General features: G+C 30.7%; 11 protein-coding genes and 1 pseudogene. All 12 read left to right on the top strand.

Annotated features, from left to right (window positions below; translation table 11 throughout):
- The first annotated feature begins 10 nt into the window (after positions 1-10).
- Positions 11-1201: an FAD-binding protein gene (locus ACQ3F0_RS04770; RefSeq protein ID WP_428863965.1), complete on the top strand. Its 1191-nt coding sequence runs from the start codon at positions 11-13 to the stop codon at positions 1199-1201.
- Between the two features lie 364 nt (positions 1202-1565).
- On the top strand, positions 1566-3020 hold the full coding sequence (locus tag ACQ3F0_RS04765; RefSeq protein WP_428864369.1) for a 4-hydroxyphenylacetate 3-hydroxylase family protein: 1455 nt from the start codon (positions 1566-1568) through the stop codon (positions 3018-3020).
- Between the two features lie 5 nt (positions 3021-3025).
- Positions 3026-3310 (top strand): NifU family protein, encoded by a 285-nt coding sequence (locus ACQ3F0_RS04760; protein ID WP_428863963.1) that lies wholly within the window; start codon positions 3026-3028, stop codon positions 3308-3310.
- 2 nt (positions 3311-3312) lie between these two features.
- Positions 3313-3573 (top strand): hypothetical protein, encoded by a 261-nt coding sequence (locus ACQ3F0_RS04755; protein ID WP_428863962.1) that lies wholly within the window; start codon positions 3313-3315, stop codon positions 3571-3573.
- 442 nt (positions 3574-4015) lie between these two features.
- Positions 4016-4228 (top strand): annotated as a pseudogene (locus tag ACQ3F0_RS04750) (sporulation peptidase YabG); the annotation flags it as partial.
- A gap of 240 nt (positions 4229-4468) precedes the next feature.
- On the top strand, positions 4469-4705 hold the full coding sequence (locus tag ACQ3F0_RS04745; protein ID WP_428863960.1) for a Veg family protein: 237 nt from the start codon (positions 4469-4471) through the stop codon (positions 4703-4705).
- Between the two features lie 297 nt (positions 4706-5002).
- The gene (locus tag ACQ3F0_RS04740) at positions 5003-6565 is read left to right on the top strand and encodes a DUF3794 and LysM peptidoglycan-binding domain-containing protein (protein ID WP_428863958.1); all 1563 of its coding nucleotides are present in this window, start codon (positions 5003-5005) and stop codon (positions 6563-6565) included.
- A gap of 189 nt (positions 6566-6754) precedes the next feature.
- Entirely contained in the window at positions 6755-7597 is an 843-nt protein-coding gene (gene ispE / locus ACQ3F0_RS04735; RefSeq protein ID WP_428863956.1) for a 4-(cytidine 5'-diphospho)-2-C-methyl-D-erythritol kinase, read from the top strand.
- 389 nt (positions 7598-7986) lie between these two features.
- Positions 7987-8181 carry a CLC_0170 family protein gene (locus tag ACQ3F0_RS04730; RefSeq protein WP_428863954.1) on the top strand — a complete coding sequence of 65 codons (195 nt, stop codon included), beginning with the start codon at positions 7987-7989 and terminating at the stop codon, positions 8179-8181.
- Positions 8182-8305: 124 nt separating this feature from the next.
- Entirely contained in the window at positions 8306-9766 is a 1461-nt protein-coding gene (locus tag ACQ3F0_RS04725; protein ID WP_428863952.1) for a spore germination protein, read from the top strand.
- 19 nt (positions 9767-9785) lie between these two features.
- Positions 9786-10886, top strand: coding sequence for a GerAB/ArcD/ProY family transporter (locus ACQ3F0_RS04720; protein WP_428863950.1), 1101 nt, complete (start codon positions 9786-9788; stop codon positions 10884-10886).
- On the top strand, positions 10876-12054 hold the full coding sequence (locus tag ACQ3F0_RS04715; protein ID WP_428863948.1) for a Ger(x)C family spore germination protein: 1179 nt from the start codon (positions 10876-10878) through the stop codon (positions 12052-12054). Before ACQ3F0_RS04720 ends, ACQ3F0_RS04715 begins: the two co-directional genes overlap by 11 nt.
- Positions 12055-12118: the final 64 nt, after the last annotated feature.

Here is a 12118-nt window from a genome sequence, read left to right as displayed (position 1 = left end):
GAGGTAAACCATGGGTGTAAATGTAATTTTAGATAAATGTATTGGTTGTGGACTATGTGTTAAAGCTTGTGCTTTTAATGCAATAGATATGATAGATAAAAAAGCTGTAATTAATGATAAATGTACTGTATGTGGAGCTTGTGAGCCTGCATGTAAGTTTAACGCTATTGAAGTAAAAAGAGAAGAAGTTAAAAAAATGGATTTATCAGCATACCGAGGTGTTTGGGTAGTTGCTGAGCAAAAAGATGGTGTATTAAATAGCACTGTTCTTGAATTAGTAAGCGAAGGAAGAAAACTTGCTGATACATTAGATGTAGAATTAAGTGCAGTAGTATTAGGTCATAATGTTGATCATGTTACTAAAGAACTTATTGGATATGGTGCAGACAAAGTAATCATTGCAGATAGTCCATTATTAAAAGATTATACAACTGATGGATATACAAAAGTATTATTTGATTTAGTAAATGAAAGAAAACCAGAAATAATCCTAGTAGGAGCTACTATTATCGGTAGAGATTTAGGTCCAAGAATTTCTTGTAGACTTGAAACTGGCTTAACAGCTGACTGTACTAAATTAGCTATAGATGTTGAAACAAGAAATATTCAACAAACAAGACCTGCTTTTGGTGGAAACATCATGGCGACAATCTTAACTAAAAATACTAGACCACAAATTTCTACTGTAAGACCTGGCGTTATGCAAAAAGGTGAATTTGATTCTACAAGAGAAGGCTCAGTTGAAAAAGTAGAAGTAGCTCTTGAGTCTACTGATATCAGAATAATAATCAAAGAAATCGTAAAATCTGCTAAGAAGGCTGTAAATCTTGGAGAAGCTGATATCATTGTTTCAGGTGGTAGAGGACTTGGAAACGCTGAAGGTTTCAAATTAGTTCAAGAACTTGCTGATGTAATGGGCGGAGTTGTAGGTGCTTCTCGTGCTGCTGTAGATTCAGGATGGATTGGACATGATCACCAAATAGGTCAAACAGGAACAACAGTAAGACCAACAATTTATATTGCTTGTGGTATTTCAGGGGCGATACAGCATTTAGCTGGTATGCAAACTAGTGATATCATTATAGCGATAAATAAGAATGCGGAAGCTCCAATATTTGATGTAGCTGACTACGGAATAGCTGGAGACGTATATCAAGTACTTCCTATGTTAATAGAAGAAGTTAAAAGAATTAAGGAATAAAAAAGTTTGTCCGCTGTCGATTTTCAAACAATTGACAGCGACTTTTTTCAAAACTTGTACTATAATGAAGTGGGATATGAAAATATAAAAAACTACAATAAGTACAAATAACTATAAAATAGTAATTTATTAGGAAGCACTAATGATGCAAAAGTGCAAAAAAAAATGCATTACCACATCAGTATTAGCCAAAGAAATAAAAGATATTAGAAAATAATGCTGAAGATTTTATTTTGATTGAAAATATTTTAAAGTCGAAAGTTGGAAATATATTAATTAAATAAATATATATCCCATTATCAAAACTATTGGGTTTTGTATGTTTAAAATGTATTTGAAATTAACTAATTTTGAAAGGATTGATATTATTATGATGACTAAAGAGCAATATATTGAAAGTCTTAGAAAACTTAATTTAAATGTATATATGTTTGGAGAAAAAGTTGAAAATCCAGTTGATCACCCTATCATTGCACCATCAATGAATTCAGTTGCAATGACATATGAGTGTGCAAGTAACCCAGAATACGAAGACTTAATGACAGCTACTTCATGTCTTACTGGTGAGAAAATCAACAGATTTACTCATTTCCACCAAGGAACTGAAGATCTAGTTAAAAAAGTGAAAATGCAAAGAATGCTTGGACAAAAAACAGCAGGATGTTTCCAAAGATGTGTTGGTATGGATGCTGCAAATGCTGTATTCAGTACAACTTATGATGTAGATCAAGCTCATGGTACAAACTATCACGAGAATTTCAGAAACTTCTGGAAATATATTGAGAAAAATGATTTAACTGTAGATGGAGCTATGACAGATCCGAAAGGTGATAGAAGTTTAGCGCCAAGTAAACAAGAAGATCCAGATTTATTTGTTCACGTAGTAGAAAGAAGAGAAGATGGTATTGTAGTAAGAGGAGCAAAAGCTCATCAAACAGGTATGGTAAACTCACACGAAGTACTTGTAATGCCTACAATAGCTATGAAACCAGATGATAAGGATTATGCAGTATCTTTTGCTGTTCCTACAGATGCAGAAGGTATAATCTTAATCTATGGTCGTCAATCATGTGATACAAGAAAGTTAGAAGAAGGAGCAGACATCGATTTAGGAAACAAGAAATTTGGTGGACAAGAAGTTCTAGTTGTGTTTGATGACGTATTTGTACCAAATGAAAGAATCTTCTTAAATGGAGAAACTGAATTTGCTGGAACATTAGTTGAAAGATTTGCTGGATACCATAGACAAAGTTATGGTGGATGTAAAGTAGGTGTTGGTGACGTTCTTATTGGAGCTACTGCTTTGTCAGCCGATTATAATGGAGTATCAAGAGCTTCTCACGTAAAAGACAAGCTTATCGAAATGGTGCATTTAAATGAAACTTTATATGCTTGTGGTATTGCATGTTCTGCAGAAGGAACTAAAATGCCAGCAGGTAACTATATGATTGATTTATTACTTGCTAATGTATGTAAACAAAACGTAACAAGATTCCCGTATGATATTGCACGTCTTGCAGAAGACGTAGCTGGTGGATTAATGGTTACAATGCCATCTGAAAAAGATCTTAAATCACCAGTAGTAGGAAAATATGTTGAAAAATATCTTGCAGGTGCTGGTAAAACACCTATTGAAAACAAGCTAAGAGTGTTAAGACTTATTGAAAACTTAACTTTAGGAACTGCTGCTGTAGGATATAAGACTGAGTCTATGCATGGTGCAGGTTCTCCACAAGCTCAAAGAATAGTAATTGGAAGACAAGGTAACTTTGCATATAAGAAAAATCTTGCTAAAGCTGTTGCAGGAATAAAAGAGTAAGATATATGGAAGAGAAAATTCTAAGAGTTATAGATGAGCAAATTCGTCCTATACTTGCAGGTCATGGTGGAGATATAAAATTAGTTTCTTTTACTGATAACAAAGTAGTTGTGAAGCTTTTGGGTAATTGTAGTAGTTGCTATGCGGCAGATGAGACTTTTAGAAATCATATTCAAAATGTTATTTTAGAAGAAGTTGAAGGAGTTAAAGAGGTAATCCTTGACAGAAGTATTGATGAAGAACTTCTAAATATAGCGCGAGATATTCTTCGAAAGAAGAAAGGTAAATAGTTATGAAAATAGGCATAAAATACTGCGGGGGTTGCAACAATCGATATGATAGGGCAGCGTTTGTTAACAAATTAAGGAATGTTGTTGAAGGAATGGAGTATGTTCAACCAGAAGAGGTTTATGATTATTTGCTGGTTGTATGTGGATGTCCTAGTTGCTGTGCTTCTATAGATAATATAGCTGTTAAAGGCAGTATAATCTATATTAAGAGTGCTGAAGACTTTGATGACGTATACAATAAATTAACAGGACTACAAGCCTGATTTGCTACAATATAAGACTATTATTATAAGAACTATTCGAATATTAAGTTATTCGGGTAGTTCTTTTTGATATGTTTTAAAACGATGTCGATTGAAGATGAGTAGTTTGCAGTTGAAAAAATGCGAACTAAAAAAGTGACAAGTGATAAGTTGCAAGTGACAAGTTAATGATGATTTTCTTGCAGAAAATCTTTAATTAAGCCTTTATAATCTTTGATGATTGAACAATGTGATTTTGTTGACGCAAAAGTAATCTTTTTATCTTTTGTTTAATTAAAAGCTTTCGCTTCCGAAAGGTATCCACAACTTGTCACTTATCACTTGTAATTTGTAACTATAAATTTCGAACTTGTTCACAATTTATAGTTATTGCGTTCACTAATTAAAATTAACAGTAGCTTAAAACAGAGCTTTACTTTTTTATCGTAATTTAGGAAGGTTAGCAGGTGCTAATTTTGCCAGTTCCCCAAATCGCATTCTAATTCATTGTCTTGATCCAGTGTTTTTGAGTGAAAAAATAGCGTATACAAACATTGAAAAGGTTGTTTCGGTGAAAGATGTTATTAAAGATACTGTAACAGGAATTGACGGTATAGGAGGTTTACAAACTAGAGGTAAATATAGAGAAGGATATCCGAAATCTAAATTTGCTTAAAAATTAGTAATATAAACTAAAGATTTATGAATAAAAGTTCCAATTATGAAAATAATAAAATATATAAGGAGTAAATTGGAGGAAATCATAAATAAAACTAGTATAAACAATTTATTTCTAGGGTTGTTAACAGAAAATTAACATTGACAAAGTGGATAAATTAATGATAAAATAATTAGTTTATTTGACATAAATATCTACTTGTAGTATAATAGTTGATGTAGAAAGAGGGTGTTTTATTTGAAAAGAGGCAATGTATTAGCTACTATTAAGAATGAGATCGACAATCATATTGGTGAGGAAGTTACTTTAAGAGCTAACAATGGTAGACGAAAGGTTATTGTTAGTAATGGAGTTATTGAAAAAACTTACCCAAGTATTTTTGTTGTAAGATTAGGCAGCGACACCCAAAGGACAGTGACATATAGTTATTCAGATGTATTAACAAAAACAGTTCAAATAGAATTTGCTGGTTAAAAGTAATGCTAACATAGTATTGCTTTTATTTTTTTAAAAAGAGACATAGGGGTAAACCTTATGTCTCTTTTGTTTTTTGAAATAATGATGATATTAAATATATGATTTCTAAGGTTTGGTTAAAGATTTTCTGGAAGAAAATCATCTTTTGCTGTCAACTATAAATATGGAAGCGCTTTTCTTCACAATTTATAATTATTGTTCCAAAATAAATCTACGAATTCTTAAAAAATAATCATAAATCGAAGTATCGATATATATATATTAGATAGTAGGTATAATAGGGAGGTCGAAGACATGACTATGGAATTAATTAAAGAGAATATACAATGTGAGCAAAAATTAGGTGAAGATATACAAAATACAGTAGTTAAAGAGGAATATGTAATTCCAGATACTGAACCTGATGTTAATAAAATATTATCTTTAGATGCCAAACCATATATTACAACTAAAGAAATTATGCAGAATAAAGTTTTTGTACAAGGCACGATAAAATATGATGTATTGTATATGGCAAAAGTTGACGATAGATTTCAGGTGTGTAGTGTATCTTATACTAATGAGTTTTCTAGTTATTTTGACATTAATGGAGCAGAAGGTAGCATGGAGTGTATCTGTGAATGTACAATAGAACATATGGAATGCAAAATTATCAATGAAAGAAAAATAGGAATTGATGGTATCTTGATGCTAAAATCTGTTGTAAATAACAGTTCAGAATTTGAAGTAGTTAAAGATATTGAAGATAATGAAGATATTCAATTGTTAAAAAAATCTGTATTAGTTGATAATATCGCTGCTAAAGTTGAAGGGGAACTAGTTGCTAAGTGTAGTTTGCAAATTCCGATGGATAAGCCTGAGATAGGAAGAGTTTTGAAATGTGAAGTAATAGTTCACAAAGAAGATATAAAAGTCTACGATGATAAAATTGAAGTTGAATGTTTCGCATTGTTTAAGGTTTTATATAGATCATCAGATGATACTGAGATATGTTATATTCAAGATGATATATTAGTTACAAAAGAATTGCTTTGTGAAGGGGTAGATTCATTTATGGAGCAAAGGACGGAATTGGAATTAGAAGGCGTTGAGTATGACATAAAAGAGGATGACTTAGGTGAGTATAGGATAATTGATATTGAAGCTTTAATAAAGTCGTTTAGTAAGGTTATGAGTAAAAAAGAAATTGATACAATAGAGGATGCATATTCACCAAGTTTAATACTTGAAATGCAAAAGGAAAATCATAATATAAATGTAATTCTTGGTAATAAGTTTATGGAGACTATTGTAAAAGAAAATATTGAAGTAGATTTATCTGGAGGAAGACCTTCTCAAATTTTAATGTCTGATGGAGATATTTGTATAACGGATAAAAAGATAGTTGAAGGAAAAGTAATTGTCGAAGGTTTGGTATCAGCTAAAGTATTGTATTGTAAAGAAACTGGGTCTAGTGATGTTGAATTTGCTTATGAAGAAATTCCATTTAATTGTGGTATTGATATGGTAGGTGCCAAAATTGACATGCAATGTAATGTAAAAGCATATATAGAGAATTTAGAGGCAGTTGTAGAAGCGAACACAATAGGAGTAAAGGCTTTAGTTAAAGTATATGCATCAGTTTATTATGAAGATTCAAAAGAATTTATAGTTGGGGTAAATCCTGTTGAAGGTGAACCTGTTAGTAAAAAAGCTAGTTTGACAATATATGTAGTTCAAGCAGGGGATTCTTTATGGAAGATTGCGAAAAGATATTTTACAACTATTGATGCTTTAGCAAAAGTTAATGAAATTAGTGAAGATGAGAAATTGTCAGCAGGTGAAAAATTAATTATTCCTGGTAGAGCGGTAATATAAAATAAAGCTTTTCGGCATATGTCGAAAAGCTTATTTTTCGTGTTATAATATATTTATGTAATGGATAATGCGTGATAAAATATAAATTATGAAAGTGATTATGTGATTTATATTTACAGAGTTAACATAATGAAAAATATCTTATAATTGAGCTTATAATATAAAATGGAATTGAAGTGAGGGTTACTTATGAAAATAAAAGCTTATGCTAAAATAAATCTATCTTTAGATGTGGTTGGCAAAAGAGAAGATGGATATCATTTACTGAGGATGATAATGCAAAGCATTGATTTACATGATGAGATAATAATAGAAGAAATAGACAGGGGCATAGTAATTGATTCAGACAAAGCATATATTCCAAAGGATAAGAGAAATTTAGCTTATAAAGCTGCAGAAATTTTTATAAATAAATATAACATAAAAAAAGGTGTTAAAATATTTATTAACAAAAACATACCTGTTGCAGCAGGCATGGCAGGAGGAAGTACAGACGCGGCTGCTGTTTTAAAAGCTATGGCTGAAATGTTTGAAGTGGATACTACTGAATCACAGTTAATGGAATTAGGCTTGCAAATAGGAGCAGACATCCCTTTTTGTATAAAAGGTGGAACAGCCTTATGTGAAGGCATTGGAGAGGTTATTACGCCTCTAAAGCCATTTAAAGACCATATTATTGTTGTAGTGAAGCCGAACTTTGGTCTTTCTACCAAGGAGGTTTACAAATCTCTAGATATAAATAAAATTCACAGACATCCAAAAACTGATGAGTTAATCCAAGCTATTGAGAAGAATGACTTACGTTTTATTAGCAATAATTTAAGAAATGTTATGGAAAATGTTTCATTTAGGAAATATAATCTTTTAAGAAATATAAAAAGCAAAATTGTTTCTATTGGTGCACTTGGCTCTCTTATGAGTGGTAGTGGGCCAACAATATTTGGGATATTTGATGATGAGAAAAAGGCTCAACAGTGTTTTGAGTATTTTAATAATAAGTATAGTCAGGTATATTTGAGTAAGACAATATAAATATTATGCACAATAATTATAAATTGCGAACAAGTTAGAAATTTATAGTGACAAGTTACAAGTGATAAGTGACAAGTTGTAGATACCTTTCGCAAGCGAAAGCTTTTAATTAAATAAAAAATAAAAAAAATCCTTTTGCGTAGCAAAAGCTCATTGCTCCATCATCGAAGATGATAAAAGCTTAGTTAAAGATTTTCTGCAAGAAAATCATCCTTAACTTGTCACTTGTAACTTATCACTGATCTGTTTCGCATTGTATTTCAAGTTCGTAATTTTAAGATTATAAAAAATATACATAAAAAAACCAAAAGCTTTCTAAGCCTTTGGTCTTTTTTATGTATATTTTATCTTTTTGAGCAAAAAATAAAGAAATGAAATGAGGTGAAAATATGAGGGTGTTAGATTTATTTGGTAAATATTTTGTGTTAATGATGGCAATTCAGGGAGCGATTGTGGGTTTTTATGATAGTGAGAAAATGAAAAAAATGAATTGGGATAAAGATTCTAAGTTAGCTAAAAAAATAGGAATTGGAGCAATTTTTATTTCTGTAATTTTATATGTTTTGAGAATTATAATTATTTAAGGGTCGGCTTAAGAAGTAATTTTATTTTTCATTAAAAAGTATGCAACTATTAAGTCTTTTTTAATGAAATATAGTAGAAGTTATTCTTAAATCACCCCTAAGTGTACATAAAGGATGTGATTTTTTGAAGGAATGGGTTAGAAAAGAGATTTCTACAAGTGTAGATAATAATATCAGTTATATGAAAGAAATATTAAAAGATAATTCAGATATAGTTTATAGAGAATTTATCGTTCAAAAATGGAAAGCTGCCTTTGTTTATATAGATGGTATGGGAGATAAGTTATTATTAGATGAATTTGTTCTATTTCCTTTAATGAAAAACAATATTATTTTTAATAGTCCTGAAGAAATCAAAGATAGAATCTTATCTGTATCAGACTTAAGAGAGGTTGATGATTTATCTAAAGGAATAGATGCAATGTTATCTGGTGATACACTAATGATAATTGAGGAATTGAATATTGCATATGTTATTGCTACGAGATTATGGCCAGCAAGAGGTGTAAGTGAGCCATCAGGGGAAACTGTAGTAAGAGGTTCTAGAGAAGGGTTCACAGAAACTGTTAGATTTAATACTGCTCTTGTAAGAAGAAGGATAAGAGATACTCGGCTTAGAATGATTCCTAGTTCTATAGGTGAAAGATCTAAGACAGATGTAGTAGTTACATATATATCAGACTTAGTTAATGAGGAAGTTCTTCAAGAATTGAATAAGAGAATGGAAAAGATAAATATAGATGCTGTTTTAGATAGCGGTTATATTGAACAGTTGATTGAAGATGATATTTATTCACCTTTTCCTCAAGTTCAAAGCACAGAGAGGCCTGATGTAGTAGCTGCTGCGTTGTTTGAAGGAAGAACTGCGATTTTAGTTGATAATTCACCTTTTGCTTTAATTATACCGGCTACACTTAACAACATCATTCAATCCCCTGATGATTATTATCAAAGATGGGTACATTCCACTTTTGTTCGTTTATTCAGGTATTTTGCTTTGTTTTTTTCTTTAATTTTACCTGCTTTGTACATAGCTGTTACATCTTATCATACAGGAATTATTCCTACAAAATTGGCATATTCTATTGCTGCCTCTAGAGAAGGGGTACCTTTTCCAGCTTTTGTAGAAGTGTTGATTATGGAAATAAGTTTGGGGTTGTTAATAGAAGCCATTGTAAGACTGCCTAGACCTATCGGTGCTACTATTGGTATTGTTGGAGGTCTTATTATAGGGCAAGCGGCGGTTTCGGCAGGAATTGTAAGTCCTATTATGATAATAATTGTGGCTATAACAACCATAACAGAATTTGTTGCATCTAATTATGCTGTTACATCAGCTTTGAGAATGGTTAGACTTGGATTGATAGCGGGTGCGGCGGTTATTGGATTATACGGGATAGTTATAGGGGTGATTTTATTAATGATACACCTAATTAGACTAAAAAGTTTTGGGGTTCCTTATCTTGCCCCAGGAGTTAAATCTCATTTCGATGATCAAAAGGATTTTATTTTAAGAGCACCGTTAAAATATTTGAAAAAGAGACCTATATATATGAATTCGCGAGATAGAATTAGACAGAAATAGTTTTTAAGGAGAATGGACTATGAGAGGAAGCAATAATGTTACTAAATTTGATTTATTTGCAACTATTGTTGTTACTGTTATTGGTACCGGTATTTTTTCATTACCATCCCAACTATCTGAAATAGTGGGTAGTGAAGGATGGATAGTGGTACTTTTAACAGGAATAATTATAGGTGTTATTGTTATAGTGCAATGTAAAGCATTGGAAGTTAATAAATATGATCGAATAGATTTATTGTTAGAAAATAATTTTGGTAAAGTAGTTGGAAAATTCATATCATTTTTTATTGTGGTTGCAGGATTAGTAATTGTGTCATTAGAATTAAGAGTATTTACTGAAGTTTTAAAAATGTATTTGTTAGAAAAAACTCCTGCAGAGTTAATAATAATTATAATGTTGTTAACTGGTACTTTTCTCATAAGAGGTGAGTTAGAAAGTGTGATAATGTTTAATGAAATTGCTTTTTATTTGATGTTTGTACCTATAATTTTAGCTATTCCTTTTATTATTAATGGGGCTGATTTCACAAATAATTTACCTATATTTGACCATAAGCCCATAGAATATTTCGAAGCATTTAAAACGCAGTTTTTCAGTTTTATTGGGTTCGGTATAATATTTATGGTGCACCCATTTTTAAAAGAAAAAAGAGAACTTCCTAAAGTAGCATTAAAGAGTGTGGGCTTTATAACAATTTTTTATGCTTTGATAGTTATGATATCTTTAGCTGTATTTCCTGAGGAATATAATAAAAATTTGTTATGGCCTACTATATCTATGGTTTCTATAGTGGATATACCAGGAGCATTTATTGAAAGATGGGAAGGAATTGCTATGATATTTTGGATATTCTTCTATTTCACTACTTTTATAAATATTTATTATTTCACTTCTGATATTGTGAAAAACACATTGAATTTAAGAACTGTGAAGATAACTTCGTTGATTATTATTCCGGTTATATATATTTTTTCTCTATATCCTAGTAATTTAACGGAGCTTTATTCAATTGAAAAGCTAGTGATGCCTTTTATAGATACAATAGTTATCGGGGTTATACCTATAACCGTATTGATGTTAAATTTTATAAAAAAAGGGAGTGGAAGCAATGAGAGTTAAGAAATTCATTCCTTTGATTCTATTGCCTTTAGTTTTTACAGGGTGTTGGGATAAAGTGGAAATAGATAGGAAGAGTTTTATATCTACTATTGCTATTGATGTATGTGAGAATATTGATAAAGAAGATGAGATGAAAAAAATTAAACCAGACGATGAATTCCAAGACAAAGGTATAGATAAATTAAGTATAACCTTTGGATTCCCAGATATAAGTGAATTAGGTATAGAAAAAGGAAGTTCTGCAAAAGAAAAGTTTATAACGACTAAAGCTTATTCCATTCAGGACGGTATAAGAGATATGGCTTCAAGAACTAGTAGAAGTATTTATACATCGCATACAAAACTATTAATTTTAAGTAAAGATATTTTAATGTATCCAGAAACGGTAAAAGAAGTTATGGATTATTTCGATAGAAACCCTAGGATTAATAAAAAGATGCAAGTAGTAGTTACTAATGGTAAAGCGGAAAGTTATGTATCTTATGAACCATTAATGGAAAAGAATATTGAAAGTTATATTAGTGGATTATCTGAAAATAGCAGTAGAAATTCAAGTATTTTACCTATGACTCTAAATGAACTGTTGATATTATTACATCAAAATGGTAATGCTATTATACCTAGTATAGATTACAATAAAAAAAGTGATGAAATATTTTTGTCGGGTGTTACATTAATAAAAGATTTTAAAGCTATTGGAAGCTTAGATCCTATTGAAACTTCAGGGTTAGAAATTCTTAGAGGAAAGATAAAGGGTGGTAATAGAGTTGTTTTTATGGAAGGACACCCAGTAGATTTTCAAATAGATGATATAGAACGAGAAGTTAAATTAATTGAAATTAATGAAGACGGATTACAAGTTAAAGTTAATATAAAATTAGAGGGGCAGGTAAAAAATTATCAACTTGATAAAAGTGCGTTTGATAAAGGATGTATCAAGAAGATAGAAGAAAGTTTTGATAAGTCAATTGAGAAAGAATGCGAGAAGGTGGCTAGAATCACTCAGGAAAAATATTCTATTGACCCTATTGGTATTAGAGAAATGGTTAAAAAGTATCATCCTAAAAAATGGGTAAATATAGAAGAAAAATGGGATGATGTATATAAAAATTCCATAATTGATGTTACTGTACAGACAAGTGTTAGAAGAATTGGAGTAACTAAATAATGTTTTGAAAAAATTATTTTGAGTTGTGAAGTGTAAGTGATAACTTATAACTTATACTTTACAA

Source organism: Clostridium sediminicola (assembly GCF_050402865.1).
In the GTDB taxonomy this organism is placed as follows: Bacteria; Bacillota; Clostridia; order Clostridiales; family Clostridiaceae; genus Clostridium_AF; species Clostridium_AF sediminicola.
This window is presented reverse-complemented; position numbering and strand designations above follow the sequence as displayed.

Bases quoted from the DNA above. Each gene is read 5' to 3' on its own strand.
- ACQ3F0_RS04770 (WP_428863965.1), top strand. From the start codon at position 11: ATGGGTGTAAATGTAATTTTAGATAAATGTATTGGTTGTGGACTATGT.
- ACQ3F0_RS04760 (WP_428863963.1), top strand. From the start codon at position 3,026: ATGGAAGAGAAAATTCTAAGAGTTATAGATGAGCAAATTCGTCCTATA.
- ACQ3F0_RS04755 (WP_428863962.1), top strand. From the start codon at position 3,313: ATGAAAATAGGCATAAAATACTGCGGGGGTTGCAACAATCGATATGAT.
- ACQ3F0_RS04740 (WP_428863958.1), top strand. From the start codon at position 5,003: ATGACTATGGAATTAATTAAAGAGAATATACAATGTGAGCAAAAATTA.
- ispE (WP_428863956.1), top strand. From the start codon at position 6,755: ATGAAAATAAAAGCTTATGCTAAAATAAATCTATCTTTAGATGTGGTT.
- ACQ3F0_RS04730 (WP_428863954.1), top strand. From the start codon at position 7,987: ATGAGGGTGTTAGATTTATTTGGTAAATATTTTGTGTTAATGATGGCA.
- ACQ3F0_RS04720 (WP_428863950.1), top strand. From the start codon at position 9,786: ATGAGAGGAAGCAATAATGTTACTAAATTTGATTTATTTGCAACTATT.
- ACQ3F0_RS04715 (WP_428863948.1), top strand. From the start codon at position 10,876: ATGAGAGTTAAGAAATTCATTCCTTTGATTCTATTGCCTTTAGTTTTT.